This is a genomic window from Tabrizicola soli, from assembly GCF_015999335.1.
Classification (GTDB): Bacteria; Pseudomonadota; Alphaproteobacteria; order Rhodobacterales; family Rhodobacteraceae; genus Tabrizicola; species Tabrizicola soli.
Map to the genome: position 1 here is coordinate 14020 of NZ_JAEACP010000029.1, position 16377 is coordinate 30396.

Sequence of the window (16377 nt, forward strand, 5' to 3'; positions counted from 1 at the left end):
ATACTTCGCCCATTTCCCGCATCCGCAGCCGAACCAGCCCGAGCGCCATCAGGCCGCACAGCTCGGCGCGGCGTTCCGCGGGCGTCATCTGGTCGGGCGGGAGCGGATTGGGGCGCTTCATGTCGAGGGGATACCTGTTCGGTGCTGTCGATACCGATCAAAAGCCACCCGGATGCGCGGAACGGGACAAGACCGTTGCCAGTGTGCTCTGGCCGAATAGACTAGCGTTCGAAGATCTCGTCCGCTGTGTATCGCGTAGGTTGGAACTGTCTTGGCAAAACGAAGCGCTGAAAATAATCCAAGTCTTGAGCTGCTCATCAAGGAAGCGGCTCCCGCACTGGTTGGCAAATTTCTTTCACATCCCGACTTCACTAGTCTGGGATTGGGCGTTGTCGGCCAAGCGGAGGGGGCGGTCGAAACCGCAGTTTCGGAGATTCGGCGCAAGTCAGCGGCTGCTTCCTTTCAAATTGAACAGGCAGCTTCCGAGATTCTGGATCAGTCAGAGGACGTCCCAGACCGCTTAGCTCTTCGTATCGTAGAGGAGCGGCTGAGCGACGAATTTATTTCCCGGTATCGAGATACTGTTGGTGGCCTCAATAGAGCACTATTAAGATGGATCGAAGCTCCATCCGTTTTTGTCGAAGTTGATCGAACCTGGCGTTTCCAGAGGTTCCGGGAAACTGGTCGTTTTTATGAAGGGCGCTTTGTCGATATTCCCATTCGACTGTCAACTGACGACATAGAGTGCGACAAACTTGAACAGGAAATTGAGTCGCAGCTTGGACTGGTCGACGGCTGCAAAGTCTATGCTTGGAACGACCTCAGTGCAGACCCCCGAAGTGATAGAATCATATTACTCGTGATGAGTGGCGGCCAAAATGTGCGTGTTCGCGAATGGAAAACGGGACAAGAACCAAGGCCACTAGATTATCAACCAGTCGACGAATTTCTGATTAGCTACACCCCCTCTCGCGGCATGATCGAGGTATGCGCTCAAGATCCGGTTGCTCGCCGTGTGCTGGGTGAATCTTTTGCGAAGAAGGTTTTGAATGTAGACCTGTTGACCCGACCACTGAGCTGGGAGGTTTATAATCTTTGGCGGTTTCGCGAGACAGTGGAGCTCGACATTCCGGCACATCTGAAAGGACGCGTTCTCGCAACTACTGTCATCGAAGCTTCCATAACTGCTGGGATCAAGGGACAGACTTTCTCTGCAAAATGCGGACCGAAGGACGACATGCGTCCCTTCGCGAAAAGGCTCTTGGCCGCGGTTCGGGGACTGCCAGGGGCTGGCAGGATAGTACGGGTCGTAATTCATGTGACTTACCAGCCGCACGGGAGGGAGCGTGCGTCAAGCTTTACCTTTGCCTTGTCAGGGAAAAACCGCTCGACGGTCGCGGGCCTCAGGCAGAGGGAGCGCATCGCAATTGCAAATGCACTTCTGGAGCATTGGAAAGTTGTTGAAAAATATCAGTCACTCTCGGGCGCAGAGATGAGCACTGCCATACCAAATATCCTTCGTTTGCTGGACCACGCCCCGGGGCCCGTCGAGGCGGACATGATCGAAGGTCTCGGGGGAGACATCGCTCTATTGAACAAGGCCAGCATTACTGTCCGTCGCGGGCTCGCAGATATTGTCCTTTTAGAGGACGAACTTTGGAATGTGGGTGATGATGCAGTCCTGAAGGCAGATGGAAGCGTCGTTGCAGTCGACTCAGAGAAACGTGAAGGTCCCACTCTCCCGCGTAAGGTGGTCGAGCAATACGAAATTCGCACCGACGAAATACTGCATGAAATCCTGTCTGCGATGACATTTGTAAAGCGCACAGGGCGGCGCGTTTCCGAAACAAAAAATCTCTGGCGGGTCGGCAGCGTTGAGATCGAAGGTGTAACTATCCCGGTGTGGATCGCCCGTAACCTCGACAATGGAGAGGTTTGTGCGGAAGTCGATACAGCGTTGCGCCGGATGCCTGATTTGCCCCAGGGAGTGGTCTTGGCAACAGGTGTGTCGCCTTTCCAGTGTCTTGGCAGTCATGTTGTTGTTCCCATTACTTCTTGCCTGGGTCCAGGCAAAGAAGCTGATGCAGAGCTTTTGAAGACCGAATTTCTTGCCGGTCGGGCTCTCGCCGCAGCAGGCGAGCGCGCGCGGCTTTTGCAGGTGGGTGCTACCCTTGCCAAACTTGTCGTTCCCGGGAAAGGCGAGATTGTCGTGAACGGCAAGACGCGGGTCGATGCGACGCGCCTAATGGTGGACGCCGCGAACGCGGGCGGCCTAGCCGTGCCGACAGGCGACATCTGCGGTGAAGGCATGGATCATCCAAGGCAGGTATACGGCACCGCTTTATGGAAGGACCTATACCCCAAGTTCATCGAGAGTGGGGGACGAGGGTCGTGGCGCATCGCACGCTAAGCGCTCGTCCGACTAGGTTTCAGCTAGGTTTGGCTGCCTGACCCACTCTGATTCCCCGTGATCTGAGAAGGCTCCTCTCAACAAAGGAGCCTCCAGATGGCCTACCCACTTCAAGCTCGAGCGCGTTCATCGCTCAGCCCGCTGAGCACCAAGCCCACCACCTCCAATTCGGAATGGCGCTGCACGCGCTGTGACAAGCTGCTCGGCGTCTGCCGGGACGGCCGCATGCACCTGCGCTTCGCGCGGGGGCACGAGTATCTCGTGGGCTTCCCGGTTCAGGCCACCTGCCGCGGGTGCGGCACGCTGAACCACGCGACCGCGCCCGCGCGCTGACGCGCGCATTCACCCACCCCCCCTGAAATCGCAGAGACGCGCGACGTCCTGACCTGGCCACGAGAAGGCGCCGGACGCCTGGCCGCAAGGCAGGCGTCCGATGTCCTTCGCGTGGCACGAGATCCGTGATCACCTCATGCAATCTTCCTCCAACCTTCACTTCCAGCGCCGTTTCGACGCCGTCAGGCGTGCGCAGGCCGCCATCGCACCGTTCCGGGATCCGGCGGCTCTGCTGGACGGGCTGCATCGCACGACCGGCGATCCGGCCCGGAAGAACCTGATCCTCTCCGCGCTCGTCGAGGCGGCGCAGGGCGACGGGCCCGCGTCCGACTGCGCTCTGACGCTGCTGTTGCTGGCGCTCTGGCCCGGCCTCGACGCCATCCGGCGTCGGTCGATCTGGCGCAGGCTCGGCACCGCCGACGAGGTTGCGTCCGATGTTCTGGCGCGCACCACCGAGGCGATCCGCAGCCTCGACCTTGGGCGCGTCAACTGGATCGCGGCCACGGTCCTGCGCAACGTCGAGCGCGACATGATCCGCGTGCGCCAGCGCGACCAGGCGCGGGAACATCTCGCCAGCGGCGCCGACCCCGACGAGGTGGCGGACAGCGGCGACAGCGGGATCGGCGCGGCCGGGTACGCAAAGCTGAACGGCGCCATGCGGAAGCTGCTCGGCGACGACGCCCTCCTGGTGATTCGCGTGTCGATCGAGGGCTTCTCGCAGGCCGAGGTCGCCGTCGAACTGGGGCTGACCGAGGCGGCCGCCCGCAAGCGGTACCAGCGCGCCATGCGCCGGCTGCGCGGCGCCCTCCAGGAAATCCCCTGAACCGATGTCCCGATCCGGTCCCGCCGGTGGCTTTTCCCATTCGAGCGCCCCGAGCGCCTTCCCTCCAACCGAAAGCAGACACGCATGAACCGCACTGCCGATCTGTCGCTCGAGGATTTCAGGCGTCTTCCGGGGCTCTATCGCCGCTGGGAGCTGACCGAGGTCTGCGAGCCCAACCGCAACTATCAGATCGAGGACGCCGGCGCCCATGCCGACGGGACTCCGCTGCTGGCGATCTACGTCGCCGAGCCCGCGCCCGACGTCCGCGAGGCCGCGTGATGCGCCTCCTCAATCACATCATCTCACGGAGAAAAGCCATGCCGGACCAGCCGGACGACATCACCCGTCTTCGCGCCGCGAGCTACGCCCTCGAAGACCTCCCCGAAACCATCGCCTTCCCGCAGCGCCCCGGTGACGAGCCGCGCGAGCCGCTGCCGGTCGTCGAGGCGACCTTGGACGAGATCGCCTTCGCGCTCGTGGAAGCGGAGCGCGAGAGCACGGCCGCCTACCGCCGCGCGGACGCGCTGAAGCGGCTCTACAAGCTCGCCCGCGAGGCCGGGTGCATCGGCGCAGACCGCGCCGCCGCTGCGGTGATGAAGAAGGAGGGCCAGTGATGGCCCTTCCGATCATCGGGGCCGACGAACGGCTCGCGCAGCGCAAGGGGATCAAAGGCGTCATCTTCGGCCGGTCCGGCATCGGCAAGACCAGCCTGCTCTGGACGCTGAATCCATCCGCCACGCTCTTCCTCGACCTCGAGGCCGGGGATCTGGCGGTCGAGGGGCTGGAGATCGACACGCTCCGGCCCCGGACCTGGAAGGAATGCCGCGATTTTGCGGTGTTCATCGGCGGGCCGAACCCGGCGCTGCGCGAGGATCAGCCCTACAGCCAGGCGCATTTCGACGAGGTCTGCGGCCGATACGGCGATCCGGCGGTGATCGGGAAGTACGAGACCGTCTTCATCGACTCGATCACCGTGGCCGGGCGGCTCTGCTTCCAGTGGTGCCGTGGGCAGCCCGAGGCCTTCTCCGAGAAGACCGGCAAGCCCGACATCCGTGGCGCCTACGGTCTGCATGGCCGCGAGATGATTGGGTGGTTGACCCACCTGCAGCACACGCGCGGCAAGCATGTCTGGTTCGTGGGCATCCTCGACGAGCGGCTCGACGACTTCAACCGCAAGGTCTTCCAGCCGCAGATCGACGGCTCGAAGACCGGACTCGAACTGCCCGGGATCGTCGATCAGGTCATCACCATGGCCGACATCGCCGATGTCAACGGCCAGCCGCAGCGCGCATTCGTCTGCCAGACGCTGAACCCATGGGGCTATCCGGCCAAGGACCGCTCTGGTCGCCTCGATAGGGTCGAGGCCCCGCATCTCGGACGGCTGATGGAGAAGATCCAGCGTCCCGCGGCGCCTGCCTCCGAACGCCTGACCTGGCCGCCGGTGACGCCCACCGATCCCGCCTCCGCGCAGGAGCCCGACCATGGCTGAGCCCAACTCGCCATGCCCGGTGTCCCGATCCGGTCGCCGGGGTGGCCTTTCCCCACTGACGCCGCTGCGCGTCCCATCCTCCAACTGAAAGGAGCCGCGCAATGTCCGGACCCTGGAACGACTTCAACTCCGCCCAATCCAACACCAACGTCATCCCCAAGGGCACGCTCGCCAAGGTTCGCCTGACGCTCCGCCCGGGCGGCTTCGACGACCCCTCGCAGGGCTGGACCGGCGGCTGGGCGCGCCGCGCCGCCACCGGCGCCGTCTATCTCGACGCCGAATATACGGTGCTCGAGGGTCCCTATGCCCGGCGCAAGATCTGGTCGCTGATCGGTCTCTACAGCCCGAAGGGCCCGGACTGGGCGAACATGGGGCGCGGCCTGATCCGCGGCATCCTCAACTCGGCGCGCGGCGTGTCGGACAAGGACAACTCGCCCGAGGCGCAGGCCCGCCGCCGCATCAACGGCTTCGGTGATCTCGACGGCGTCGAGTTCGTCGCCCGCATCGACATCGGCACCGACACCAACGGCGAGGACAAGAACGAGATCCGCGCCGCCGTCACCCCCGATCACCGCGACTACGCCGCGCTGATGGGCACGGTCGCGCCGCAGTTCACCGCCGCCCCGGCGCAGGGCCACGCCCCGCAGCAGCCCGCCACGGCCACCCAGCCCAGCCAGCCCGAATCCGCCCCCGGCGCTGCCGGTCGGCCGAGCTGGGCGCAGTAAGGGGGATCCCGGCCATGCGCCTGCGCCCCCGCCAGAAGACCTTCGTCGAGCGCAGCGTGGTTGCGCTCGCTTCCCGCGGCAACACGCTGGGCGTGGCGCCCACGGGTGCTGGCAAGACCATCATGCTCTCGGCGGTCACCGGCGAGATGATCGGCGACGGCGCCAAGGCCTGCGTGCTGGCTCATCGCGACGAGCTGACCGCGCAGAACCGCGCCAAGTTCCAGCGCGTGGTGCCGGGCGTCACCACATCGGTGATCGACGCCACCGAGAAGTCCTGGGGCGGCCAGGTCGCCTTCGCGATGGTGCCAACGCTGGCGCGGGACTCGAACCTCGCCGACATGCCGCGCCTCGACCTGCTGGTTGTCGATGAGGCGCACCATGCCGTCGCCGACAGTTACCGCCGCATCATCGACCGGGTGCGGGAGGCCAATCCCGACGCGCGGATCTTCGGGGTCACGGCGACGCCGAACCGGGGCGACAGGAAGGGCCTGCGCGAGGTCTTCGACAACGTCGCCGACCAGGTCCGGCTGGGCGAGTTGATCGCCTCTGGCCACCTCGTGCCGCCGCGCACCTTCGTCATCGATGTGGGCGTGCAGGACGAGTTGCGCTCGGTCCGGAAGACCATGTCGGATTTCGACATGGCGGAGGTGGCGGGCATCATGGACCGCGCCCCCGTCACCGACGAGGTGATCCGGCACTGGAAGGAGAAGGCGCAAGAGGCGGGGAGCGGTGGAGCCGCGACAGGGAATGGAAGAAACTACCGGCAGACCGTGGTGTTCTGCTCCACCGTCGCGCACGCCGAGCATGTCACCGAGGCGTTCAGGGCAGCTGGCGTTTCCGCCGCGCTGATCCACGGCGATCTGGCGGCCGAGACGCGGAAGGCGATCCTCGCCGACTACGCGGCGGGGGACATCCGCGTCGTGGTCAACGTGGCGGTGCTGACCGAGGGCTGGGACCATCCGCCCACCTCCTGCGTCGTGCTGCTGCGGCCGAGTTCCTACAAGTCGACCATGATCCAGATGGTCGGGCGGGGCCTGCGCACGGTGGATCCCGAAGAACACCCCGGCATCGTCAAGACCGACTGCATCGTGCTGGATTTCGGGACATCGAGCCTGATCCACGGCACGCTGGAACAGGATGTCGATCTGGACGGCAAGACCGAGACCGGTGAGGCCCCCACCAAGACCTGTCCGGCTTGCGAGGCAGAGATCCCCCTGGCCGCCAGCGAATGCCCGCTCTGCGGCGAGGCGTTCCCGCGCGAGGACGAAGGGGCCGGCGAAGGCGGCGACACTGTCCCGCTGTCGGGTTTCATGATGACCGAGATCGACCTCCTGAAGCGGTCCAGCTTCGCATGGGTCGATCTCTTCGGCACCGACGATGCGCTGATGGCCACCGGCTTCACCGCCTGGGGCGGCATCTTCTGGTTGGAGGGCCAATGGTATGCGGTCGGGGGCCGGCGCGGCGCCACGACACGCCTGCTCGGCATCGGCGAGCGGACAGTCTGCCTTGCGCAGGCCGATGACTGGCTGAACGAGCACGAAAGCGACGAGAGCGCCTTCAAGACCCGTTCCTGGCTGCGTCAGCCGCCGACCGAGAAGCAGCTGCAATTCCTGCCCCCCGAATGCCGCCACGACTTCGGCCTGACGCGATACCGCGCCTCGGCGCTGATCTCGTTCCAGTTCAACAAGCGCGACATCCGCCGGCTGGTGATGGCCGCCGAGCCCGAGCGGAGGGCCGCGTGAACGATGGCGCGCAAATCCCGGCGCCGCCCGCGCTGGGTCCGGATCGGCCCGGCCATGATCGCCTCTGGCATCCGCGGCCGATCCTCTGCGCCGTCTGCACATCCCGCACCCGCGGCTTTGGCTGGTTCGATCCCAGCCGGCTGCGCCCCAAGCGCACTCGCCGCTGGTTCTGCTCCATGGGCTGCCAGACGGCCTTCACCCGCAAAGCGAGGAAAGGAATGAGCGTGGTCGATTTCACCGAAGAGGAAAGCCAGGCGTTGCCCGCCGTGATGCGCGCGCTCGCCCCCGAGATGGAGCGGATCGGCTGGGACCGACCGCTGGCCGGGCTGACCAAGAATGACATGCACCGGCTGATCGTCGCCACCGTCGAGGCCTTCCGCGCCGAGATGGCCGAGATTGCCAGCCAGTCGGAGGTCCCCTTCTGATGCTGGACTATAATCGCCGTCCCAGCTTCGCCGACCGGGTCAACGCCGCCGTCGATCAGGCGCTCACCGCCGATCAAGCCACGCGGCCGCCCCGCGACTATCTCGGCGGCTCGCGCCTCGGCCATGCCTGCGAGCGCGCCCTGCAGTTCGAGTTCACTTCGACGCCGAAGGACGAGGATCAGGAGTTCACCGGGCAGGCGCTGCGCATCTTCGCCATCGGCCACGCGCTCGAGGATCTGGCCGTCGCCTGGCTGCGCGGCGCGGGCTTCGACCTATACACCCGCAAGGGCAACCGGTCCGATGGCGGCCAGTTCGGTTTCTCGGTCGCTGGCGGGCGCATCCGCGGTCATGTCGACGGGATCGTCGCCGCCGGGCCCGAAGGCTTCGGTCTCGCCGTTCCCGCGCTCTGGGAATGCAAGACCATGAACGCGAAGAATTGGCGCGCCTGCGTCAAGGACGGCGTGACGAAGTCGAAGCCGGTCTACGCCGCCCAGATCGCGGTCTATCAGGCCTACATGGAAGGAACGGTCCCTGGCATCTCGGCCGCGCCCGCGCTCTTCACCGCGATCAACAAGGACACCGCCGAGCTGCACCACGAGCAGGTCGCCTTCGACGCTGATCTCGCGCAGCGCATGTCCGACCGGGGCGTCCGGATCCTGCAGGCGACCGATGCGGGCGAGCTGTTGCCCCGTATCGGCACCAACCGCGACTTCTTCGAATGCCGCTTCTGCCCATGGGCCGCGCGCTGCTGGGGGCTGCCCGGATGAGCAACGCGCCCGTCGAGCCGCCCGATCCACCCCAGACACTTGAGGATGCGCCCATGACCGCCGATTACGAAGACCGCTCCGCCCCGCCCGACGCATCGACGGGCAATCTCGTCCACTTCAACCCCTGGCGGGATTTCAACGATGCCGCCCCGACGGCCGATGTCTTCGGCGACGAGCCCGACCCCGAGCAGATCACCCAGTTCATGGAGGTGGTCTTTGGCTACTGCGACGGTCTGATCCCGGTGCGCAGTTTCATCGACAAGGGGCAGGGCATCGACGGCCGCCCGCACAACATCTGGATCGAGGCCGAGGCGGGTGTTGCTGGAAAGATGGCCACCTTCGCCACATGGGCCTCGCGTGAGGGGGCCGCAGTCTATGTCATCCCCGGCACGGTCGCCGCAGTCGGCCATGCCAAGGCGACGGAAATCCTGCAGATGCAGGCCGTGGTCGTGGACATCGACAGCGGTGACATCGCCGCCAAACGCGCTCATCTGGAGCGCCATCTCGGGCCGCCCACCATGGTCGTGGAAAGCGGTGGTGTCACGGCCGAGGGGCAGCGCAAGGCCCATGTCTGGTGGAAACTCACAGAACCCGCCGAGGGCAGCGACATCGCCCGCGTGACGCGCCTGCGCGGCGACATTGCCGCCAAGGTCGGGGGCGACATGCATTTCCGCTCGGCCCACCAGCCGATCCGGGTGGCTGGGTCTGTCTATTACAAGAACAACCTCAAGACGCAGGTCCGGATCGTCGAACTGAACGCGGGCCTCGAGCGGGATGTGGGAGAGTTCATCGAGGCTGTGGCCGACATGCCTCCTGCACCCGGTATCAGTCAGGCACCGGATTTCGCCACGCCGGACAAGCCCCGCGTCGACGATGTGCTGGTAACCCCGGTGCGCGAGGGTGGGCAGGACGACTGGTCCCGTTTCGAGGGGGCATCGGCCGCGATCGGCCATTTCATCCGCATGGTCCACGAGGGCCGGATGTCGAAGGACGAGGGCTGGCAGGCGATCTGTGGCTACAACGCCGCCATGCTGCGGCCCCAGTGGCCGGTGGAGAGGCTCAAGCGCGAGTCCGAGCGCCTCTGGGCGATCCATGTCGAGAATCATGGACCACCGCTGATCCGGCTCGACAGCGCAGCACCTGTGCCGAATGAACTGCCCTCATTCACGCTGGGTGCGCTACTCGACGACCAGAGCCCGATGCCCGCCGACATCATCGCGCCGCGCGTCCTGACGCCTGGGGGGCTTCTGGTTCTTGGCGGCGCGCCCAAGGTCGGCAAGAGCGATCTCTTGATTTCCTGGCTCGTGCACATGGCGGCGGGCCAGCCATTCCTCGGCTTCACTCCGCCACGGCCCCTGAGAATCTTCTACCTGCAGGCGGAGATCCAGTATCACTATCTGCGGGAGCGCATGCAGCAGGTGACGCTGCCCGCGAGGCTTCTGATCGCCGCCCGCGACAACCTGGTTGCCACGCCAAAGCTGAAGATGCTGCTGGACACCGAGGGCAGCGTGCGCGTGGCGCAAGCTATCCGGCATGCTTTCCCGGGCGATCCTGTCGACATCATCTGCATCGACCCCATCCGCAATCTCTTCGACGGCGGCCCGGACGGCGGCGGCGAGAACGACAACGCCGCGATGATGTTCTTCCTGAAGGACCGAGTCGAGGTTTTGCGCGACCACATCAGCCACGACTGCGGCGTCATCCTGGTCCACCATACCAAGAAGCTCAGCAAGCAGCAGGTGAAGGATGATCCCTTCCTCGCCCTCTCGGGGGCCAGCGCGCTCAGGGGTTTCTACACCACCGGCCTGATCCTGCACCGCCCCGACGAGGACAACCCGCAGCGCAAGCTCGAGATCGAGTTGCGTAACGGTCCAGCTTTGACCGCCAAGCTGATCGACAAGGTCAGGGGCGAATGGGTCGAGATAAACGCCATCAACGAACGGCTGGTGCGCGCTGAGGTGGGGGCAAAGCACGATGCTGAGCGCGACCGCAAGGGCGAGGCGATCGTCCACATCCTCATGAACGAGGCCCTGACGGGCCGGATGTACACCATGACCCTGTTCGCCGAGTCCTTCGAGAACACGAGCGGCCTCAGCGGCCAGACCAGCATCCGCGACCGCCTCAATGTGCTGACCACCAAGGGGGTCATCAAGTTCGTCAAGGGCGACGCTGCCAGCGCCCTCGGCCTGCCGACGGATCGCAGCAAGTATGGCTATCTCTGCACCGAGTTCATGGAGCTGGCGATCGGTGACGAGGTCGTGGATCCCGACACCGGTGAAGTCCGCTTGGCGCGGATTCCGGTGCTACCGAGTCACTACAAATGCCCCCAAACCGGAGCGCTCCTGCCGGTCGAAAACCCCGCTGTCTGGGTCTATCCGGAGGGGTTTGAGGGATGAGCTTGGGCGCCCCGATACGATCCGCAATCTGGCGCGTCGATCCCGAAATCTGGCCAGATTTCGCGCAATCTGGAATCCCGGCGCAATCTGGAATCTGGCTTTTCTGCCGTGATTTCAAATGCTTGATGGCCGCGATCCAGATTGCGGAGGGGGTCGTCCGAAATCTGATCCGCAATCTGGAGTCTGCAATAAATATCAGTGGGTTGCGCCAGATTCCAGATTTCGGAAAGAGCCCCCCTAAAGGGGTGGGTGCACCCCCCGCAAGGGCGGGGATGCACCACCCACCCCTGGGCGATGTTCCCGGGCCGAAACCTTGGTCCGAGGACGATCCGACGACGGCGGCCCCGTACCGCCAAGCACCAGACCGCCGTCGTCTTCCACCACCACAGGCCACCGGCAAGGGAGACCCATCATGGCTCAGCCGACTCTGATCCCCAATTGCGACGGCGCAAGGCTTGAATCGCTGCCGCTCGACACGCCCCGCAACCGCTGCATCCTCGCGCTCGACCTCGGCACCTCGACCGGCTGGGCGATCCGCGGCCATGACGGCCTGATCACCAGCGGCACCGTCTCGCTGCGCCCCGGCCGCTTCGACGGCGGCGGCATGCGCTACCTGCGCTTCACCAACTGGCTGACCGAGATCGACCGGCTGTCCGGTCCAGTCGCCGCGATCTGGTTCGAGGAAGTCCGCCGCCACGCGGGCACCGACGCGAGCCATATCTACGGCGGGCTCATGGCCACGCTGACCGCATGGGCGGAACTGCGCGGCGTGCCCTACGAGGGCGTCCCGGTCGGCACGATCAAGCGTCATGCCGCTGGCAGGGGCAACGCCGACAAGGCCGCGATGGTCGCCGCCGTCCGCGCCCGCGGCTTCAGCCCCGCCGACGACAACGAGGCCGACGCCATCGCCATCCTGCTCTGGGCGATCGAGACGAAGGGAGGTATCGCATGAGGTGGCACCCCCATGGCTACGGCGGTCGGCGCCGGGATCCCGAACAGGTCAAGCGCGAGGGCTGGCAGGAACAGGGCGTCCTCGCGGTCTCCGCCGATGACGACCGCCTCACCTGGCCCGAGCGTGAACTGGTCCGCCAGCTGGGCGAAAAGCTCTACGGCCCGCGCCCTTCCGACAGGGAGGCGCGCCATGGCTGATCGTGAATGGACCGCGGACTGCGTCGCCGATCATTTTGAGGAGGCGTTCCGCACCCTGCGAAAGCTGCCGCCCGTAAAGGCGCAAGGCTACTTCAACACTTGGCCCGACATCGTGCGCACCAGCCGCGAGATCGCGGCGATGGAGCCGCAGCCGATGCGGGTCTGGCCCTCGGCCGCCGCGATCACCCGGCTCGAGCAGACCTTCGACTGGGTGCTCTGGATCGAGGAGGCGGAGCGCAAGCTGGTTTGGTCCCGCGCGGCCCGTGTGCCGTGGAAGCAGATCAGCGGGGAACTCGGCTGCGACCGCACGACCGCATGGCGGCGCTGGCAACTGGCGCTGACGAAGATCGCCGCGCGCCTGAATGCGCAGTGACTCCAATGTGTTGCAACACTTTTTCCTTCGACATCTGCAACAGATCCGTGCTATTCCGAAGGCAAGATGGGGAGAGTGCGCTGGAAAGCCCGCTCTCCCTTTTGCGTTGACGGGGGCCTTCTGGACCCCGGCATCCAGCGAGGGTCCGGCCGGGGTCCAGCCCACGGCAGTTTCCGGTTCCTTCCTGGGCGTTTTCGTATGCTGGCGGGCGAAGCGCGGCGCATCGCTAGCGACAGGGCCGGATTTTTGGGAAGCCACCCCGGCCGGAAGCCACCGCACAAGATGAGATAACAACGCAATAACAGAGACTTGCATGGTGGACTCCGGGGTGGAAATCCTGGACTCCGGAATCCACCGCTGCTGGACTCCACCGACCGGGAGCCACCTGCTCTCACACCTCGATGGGCTCGATCAGGCTCGCATCGTCGTTGCGAACCGAGCCGACGGCGCGGCCGACTTCGTGCCACGTCAGGCCATCGAGCGGCAGCCGCGGCACCTCTACACCGACGACCCCCGACAGCCAATCGGGCAGCGTCTCGGGTGCAATCAGCAACGGCATGCGGTCGTGGATCGCCGCCATCGGCCCGCGTGCGGGTTCGGTGATGATGGTGCAAGTCAGCCCCTCGAAGTCGGGCAGGCGCACCTCGGAGCAGAGCCCGGCCATCAGCAGCGCCGGCGCGTTGCCGGCCGGATGGATGTAATGCGGGTGCTTGCCGTCAGGGAGCTGCTGCCACTCGTAGTAGCCGCTCGCCAGCACGGCGCAGCGCCGGTGACGCCATGCATCGCGGAAAGCGGGCTTGCGCGCCGCCTCTTCGACGCGGGCGTTGAAGGTGCTGGCCTTCCAAGTGGCGAGCGGGCTGCGATACCAGCCAGGGATGAGCCACCAGCGGGCCAGCGCACCCTCGGGGCCTTCCTCCCCTGTTCGAACGATCGGCACCATTGCCGTCGGCGCCACGTTGTAGCGGCTGGGGATCACCCCTTGGGGCGCGCTCGCCAGCGTCAGCCAGGATCGGAACTCGGCCCAGCTCATTTCTGCGAGCGTGATGCGTCCGCACATCGACAATGCCCTCCCGCGCGCCCTGAAGGGTAGCGCATCCCGTCCGGGAACTTGAGCCCGAACGGGACGAAGTTCAGCAAGGAACCCTCATGACCCTCGCCTTCGCCCCCGAGCGGATCGAGACTTGGCCGCTTGCACGCCTCGTGCCCTACGCAAGGAACGCCAAGCTGCATGGGGCCGACCAGGTCGCCAAGATCGCCGCCAGCATGGCCGAGTTCGGCTGGACCGTGCCCTGCCTTGTGGCCGAGGACGGAGAGCTGATCGCGGGCCACGGCCGCGTCCTGGCGGCGACGCAGCTCGGTCTGACCGAGGCGCCGGTGATCGTGCTGGGGCATCTGACCGAGGCGCAGCGGCGTGCCTACCGCATTGCGGACAACAAGCTGACGGAACTCGGCACGTGGGACGAGGCGCTGCTGTCGGCGGAACTCAACGACCTGCTCGCAGAAGATTTCGACCTGTCGCTGGTCGGCTTCTCGGATGGCGAGTTGGACAAGCTTCTGGCCTTCGTGCCGGAAGGCGATGGCGAGGAAGCTGGCGCCGGGGGCTCCGTGCCGCCGGTGACCATCCCCGAGCCGCCGCGCAATCCGGCGTCGCGCACCGGCGACCTGTGGATCCTCGGCGATCACCGGCTGCTTTGCGGCGACAGCACCAGCCCTGACGATGTGCGCCGTCTGATGAACGGCGAGCGGGCGATCCTGTTCGCCACCGATCCGCCATACCTAGTGGATTACGACGGTTCGAACCACCCGACGCGGAACAAGGACTGGTCGCAGTCCTACGGCGTCACTTGGGACGACAGTTCGCAGGGCGCGGAACTCTACGACGGCTTCATCGCCGCCGCTGTCGCCGAGGCAATCACTGAGGATGCAGCCTGGTATTGCTGGCATGCCTCGCGCCGCCAGGCGATGCTGGAGGCCTGCTGGGAAAAGGCCGGAGCCTTCGTCCATCAGCAGATCATCTGGGTGAAGGACCGCGGGGTTCTGACCCGCTCCCATTACCTCTGGAAGCACGAGCCCTGCTTCATGGGCTGGCGCCGCCCCAACCGCCCGCCGAAGGTGGCCGAGCAGACGCTGCCCTCGACCTGGGAAATGCCATCCTTCGCCAAGGACGAGCGCCCCGACCATCCGACGCCGAAGCCGCTCGATGCTTTCGGCATCCCGATGCGCCAGCATGTGGCACGCGGCGGGCTTTGCTACGAGCCGTTCTCCGGGTCCGGGTCGCAGATCATGGCAGGCGAGGCCAACTATCGCCGCGTCTTCGCGATGGAGATCAGCCCCGCCTATGTCGATGTCGCCGTGGAGCGCTGGCAGGCCGAGACCGGCAAGGATGCGATCCTCGATGGCGATGGCCGAACCTTCGCAGCCGTGAAGGCCGAGCGGCTGGGGCCCGACACAGATACAGACGCTGCCGCCTGATGGCCGTCTATTACAACGATTCCGACCCCGCGGCCTGTGCCTGGCTGCGGGAACTGATCGCGGTCGGCCAGTTGCCCGCAGGCGAGGTGGATGAACGCTCCATCCTCGACGTGGAGCCGTCCGACCTGCGGGGCTTCACGCAATGCCATTTCTTCGCCGGGATCGGCGGCTGGCCCCATGCGCTGCGCCTCGCCGGCGTGGCCGAGGACCGGCCGGTCTGGACCGGTTCGCCGCCCTGCCAGCCGTTCAGCCAGGCCGGGCAGCGCAAGGGACAGAACGATGACCGCCACCTCGCCCCCGCATTCCTGCGCCTCGTTGCCGCCTGCCGCCCGGACCTCGTCTTCGGCGAGCAGGTTGCCAGCGCGGCGGTGCTCGGAGCGTCTGGCCGAATGGCTGGAACAGCGGCTGCGGACACGGCTGGCTGGGCGTGGTTCGACGCTCTGGCGGATGCGCTGGAGGCGGCATCTTACGCCGTCGCGGCGGCCGATCTGCCGGCTGCGTGCATCGGCGCCCCGCATATCCGCCAGCGGCTGTTCTTCGGCGCCGTCGCCATGGAACCCGGCGATGGCGGGCTGGGCCACGGCCTCGGCGCGCGATCACAAGGACGGTGCGGAATGTCTGAATGTCCCGATCAATGCGCTGCTGGGCCGACAGGTCTGGTTGGCGGGCTGGCCGACGCCGATGGCCGGATCGCCGGCCACAGAGAGCTACAACGCAGCCGGCAATACCGATGCCAGCCGCAGGACCGTGGCGCTACTGAACTGGACGGACCCCTCGTCGATCCCGCCGGGACCGGCGCGACGGACGGCGTCTGGCGCGATCCGGACTGGCTCCTCTGCCGCGATGGGCGCTGGCGACCGGTTGAGCCCGGAACATTCCCGCTGGCTGATGGGATATCCGGCCGCATGGGGCTCTTGCGGGGCTACGGCAATGCGATCGTGCCGCCGCTCGCGGCGGAGTTCGTGACGGCGTTTCTGGAATGCCTGCCGGAGGGTCTGCGATGAGACAGTCCCGCGCCATGTCGATGGTCGAGGCTGCGACGAATGTCGTCGTCGGCTATGTGCTGGCCATCGCCACGCAGATCGTCGTGTTCCCGTGGTTCGGGATCGAGACCGGGCTCGGGGAGCATCTGACCATCGGCTTGGCCTTCGTCGGCGTCTCGCTGGCGCGTGGTTACCTGCTGCGGCGGCTGTTCGAGACGATCCGGATCCGGGGCCGATGATGAAAAGCCGCCGCCCGGTCTCCCGGACGGCGGCCATCGACTCGTCGGGCC

At 65.9% G+C, this 16377-nt stretch carries 18 protein-coding genes; 17 read left to right on the top strand and 1 reads right to left on the bottom strand.

The window, feature by feature from the left end; all coding sequences use genetic code 11:
• Positions 1–271 precede the first annotated feature (271 nt).
• The 14 genes from I7S92_RS20825 (at position 272) to I7S92_RS20890 (ending at position 12632) form a co-directional block, all read left to right on the top strand.
• Entirely contained in the window at positions 272–2410 is a 2139-nt protein-coding gene (locus I7S92_RS20825; RefSeq protein ID WP_197647434.1) for a hypothetical protein, read from the top strand.
• A 96-nt stretch (positions 2411–2506) separates the two neighbouring features.
• On the top strand, positions 2507–2743 hold the full coding sequence (locus I7S92_RS20830; RefSeq protein ID WP_197647435.1) for a hypothetical protein: 237 nt from the start codon (positions 2507–2509) through the stop codon (positions 2741–2743).
• Positions 2744–2879: 136 nt separating this feature from the next.
• On the top strand, positions 2880–3566 hold the full coding sequence (locus tag I7S92_RS20835; RefSeq protein ID WP_242070327.1) for an RNA polymerase sigma factor: 687 nt from the start codon (positions 2880–2882) through the stop codon (positions 3564–3566).
• Between the two features lie 84 nt (positions 3567–3650).
• On the top strand, positions 3651–3845 hold the full coding sequence (locus I7S92_RS20840; RefSeq protein ID WP_018303655.1) for a hypothetical protein: 195 nt from the start codon (positions 3651–3653) through the stop codon (positions 3843–3845).
• Between the two features lie 38 nt (positions 3846–3883).
• Positions 3884–4180 (top strand): hypothetical protein, encoded by a 297-nt coding sequence (locus I7S92_RS20845; protein WP_197647437.1) that lies wholly within the window; start codon positions 3884–3886, stop codon positions 4178–4180.
• Complete coding sequence (locus I7S92_RS20850; RefSeq protein WP_197647438.1) at positions 4180–5055, top strand: ATP-binding protein; 876 nt, start codon at positions 4180–4182, stop codon at positions 5053–5055. The genes I7S92_RS20845 and I7S92_RS20850 overlap by 1 nt, the downstream gene beginning before the upstream one ends.
• A gap of 101 nt (positions 5056–5156) precedes the next feature.
• Entirely contained in the window at positions 5157–5780 is a 624-nt protein-coding gene (locus tag I7S92_RS20855) for a hypothetical protein (protein WP_197647439.1), read from the top strand.
• A 14-nt stretch (positions 5781–5794) separates the two neighbouring features.
• The gene (locus tag I7S92_RS20860; protein ID WP_197647440.1) at positions 5795–7522 is read left to right on the top strand and encodes a DEAD/DEAH box helicase; all 1728 of its coding nucleotides are present in this window, start codon (positions 5795–5797) and stop codon (positions 7520–7522) included.
• A 218-nt stretch (positions 7523–7740) separates the two neighbouring features.
• Positions 7741–7947, top strand: a complete 207-nt coding sequence (locus I7S92_RS20865) for a DUF6511 domain-containing protein (RefSeq protein ID WP_197647441.1) — start codon at positions 7741–7743, stop codon at positions 7945–7947.
• Positions 7947–8714 carry a PD-(D/E)XK nuclease family protein gene (locus tag I7S92_RS20870; RefSeq protein WP_197647442.1) on the top strand — a complete coding sequence of 256 codons (768 nt, stop codon included), beginning with the start codon at positions 7947–7949 and terminating at the stop codon, positions 8712–8714. Before I7S92_RS20865 ends, I7S92_RS20870 begins: the two co-directional genes overlap by 1 nt.
• Positions 8681–11110: an AAA family ATPase gene (locus I7S92_RS20875; protein WP_242070328.1), complete on the top strand. Its 2430-nt coding sequence runs from the start codon at positions 8681–8683 to the stop codon at positions 11108–11110. Before I7S92_RS20870 ends, I7S92_RS20875 begins: the two co-directional genes overlap by 34 nt.
• Before the next feature lie 412 nt (positions 11111–11522).
• Positions 11523–12062, top strand: a complete 540-nt coding sequence (locus tag I7S92_RS20880; protein WP_242070329.1) for a hypothetical protein — start codon at positions 11523–11525, stop codon at positions 12060–12062.
• Positions 12059–12259: a hypothetical protein gene (locus I7S92_RS20885; protein WP_028720215.1), complete on the top strand. Its 201-nt coding sequence runs from the start codon at positions 12059–12061 to the stop codon at positions 12257–12259. The genes I7S92_RS20880 and I7S92_RS20885 overlap by 4 nt, the downstream gene beginning before the upstream one ends.
• Positions 12252–12632 carry a DUF6362 family protein gene (locus tag I7S92_RS20890; RefSeq protein WP_018303644.1) on the top strand — a complete coding sequence of 127 codons (381 nt, stop codon included), beginning with the start codon at positions 12252–12254 and terminating at the stop codon, positions 12630–12632. The genes I7S92_RS20885 and I7S92_RS20890 overlap by 8 nt, the downstream gene beginning before the upstream one ends.
• A gap of 391 nt (positions 12633–13023) precedes the next feature.
• Here I7S92_RS20890 and I7S92_RS20895 read toward each other — a convergent pair whose 3' ends face one another.
• Positions 13024–13689 (bottom strand): SOS response-associated peptidase, encoded by a 666-nt coding sequence (locus tag I7S92_RS20895; RefSeq protein WP_197647443.1) that lies wholly within the window; start codon positions 13687–13689, stop codon positions 13024–13026.
• Between the two features lie 89 nt (positions 13690–13778).
• On the opposite strand from I7S92_RS20895, the gene I7S92_RS20900 reads away from it, so the two are divergent.
• The 3 genes from I7S92_RS20900 to I7S92_RS20910 are packed head-to-tail and all read left to right on the top strand — an operon-like array spanning position 13779 to position 16326.
• On the top strand, positions 13779–15104 hold the full coding sequence (locus I7S92_RS20900) for a site-specific DNA-methyltransferase (RefSeq protein WP_197647444.1): 1326 nt from the start codon (positions 13779–13781) through the stop codon (positions 15102–15104).
• A complete protein-coding gene (locus I7S92_RS20905) occupies positions 15104–16108 on the top strand; it encodes a DNA cytosine methyltransferase (protein WP_197647445.1) in 1005 nt (334 codons plus the stop codon). Before I7S92_RS20900 ends, I7S92_RS20905 begins: the two co-directional genes overlap by 1 nt.
• On the top strand, positions 16105–16326 hold the full coding sequence (locus I7S92_RS20910) for a DUF7220 family protein (RefSeq protein WP_165054556.1): 222 nt from the start codon (positions 16105–16107) through the stop codon (positions 16324–16326). Before I7S92_RS20905 ends, I7S92_RS20910 begins: the two co-directional genes overlap by 4 nt.
• Positions 16327–16377: the final 51 nt, after the last annotated feature.

Coding starts and splice junctions, on each gene's coding strand:
- I7S92_RS20830 (WP_197647435.1), top strand. CDS start 2,507: ATGGCCTACCCACTTCAAGCTCGAGCGCGTTCATCGCTCAGCCCGCTG.
- I7S92_RS20835 (WP_242070327.1), top strand. CDS start 2,880: ATGCAATCTTCCTCCAACCTTCACTTCCAGCGCCGTTTCGACGCCGTC.
- I7S92_RS20840 (WP_018303655.1), top strand. CDS start 3,651: ATGAACCGCACTGCCGATCTGTCGCTCGAGGATTTCAGGCGTCTTCCG.
- I7S92_RS20845 (WP_197647437.1), top strand. CDS start 3,884: ATGCCGGACCAGCCGGACGACATCACCCGTCTTCGCGCCGCGAGCTAC.
- I7S92_RS20850 (WP_197647438.1), top strand. CDS start 4,180: ATGGCCCTTCCGATCATCGGGGCCGACGAACGGCTCGCGCAGCGCAAG.
- I7S92_RS20855 (WP_197647439.1), top strand. CDS start 5,157: ATGTCCGGACCCTGGAACGACTTCAACTCCGCCCAATCCAACACCAAC.
- I7S92_RS20860 (WP_197647440.1), top strand. CDS start 5,795: ATGCGCCTGCGCCCCCGCCAGAAGACCTTCGTCGAGCGCAGCGTGGTT.
- I7S92_RS20865 (WP_197647441.1), top strand. CDS start 7,741: ATGAGCGTGGTCGATTTCACCGAAGAGGAAAGCCAGGCGTTGCCCGCC.
- I7S92_RS20870 (WP_197647442.1), top strand. CDS start 7,947: ATGCTGGACTATAATCGCCGTCCCAGCTTCGCCGACCGGGTCAACGCC.
- I7S92_RS20875 (WP_242070328.1), top strand. CDS start 8,681: ATGGGCCGCGCGCTGCTGGGGGCTGCCCGGATGAGCAACGCGCCCGTC.
- I7S92_RS20880 (WP_242070329.1), top strand. CDS start 11,523: ATGGCTCAGCCGACTCTGATCCCCAATTGCGACGGCGCAAGGCTTGAA.
- I7S92_RS20885 (WP_028720215.1), top strand. CDS start 12,059: ATGAGGTGGCACCCCCATGGCTACGGCGGTCGGCGCCGGGATCCCGAA.
- I7S92_RS20890 (WP_018303644.1), top strand. CDS start 12,252: ATGGCTGATCGTGAATGGACCGCGGACTGCGTCGCCGATCATTTTGAG.
- I7S92_RS20895 (WP_197647443.1), bottom strand. CDS start 13,689: ATGTGCGGACGCATCACGCTCGCAGAAATGAGCTGGGCCGAGTTCCGA.
- I7S92_RS20900 (WP_197647444.1), top strand. CDS start 13,779: ATGACCCTCGCCTTCGCCCCCGAGCGGATCGAGACTTGGCCGCTTGCA.
- I7S92_RS20905 (WP_197647445.1), top strand. CDS start 15,104: ATGGCCGTCTATTACAACGATTCCGACCCCGCGGCCTGTGCCTGGCTG.
- I7S92_RS20910 (WP_165054556.1), top strand. CDS start 16,105: ATGAGACAGTCCCGCGCCATGTCGATGGTCGAGGCTGCGACGAATGTC.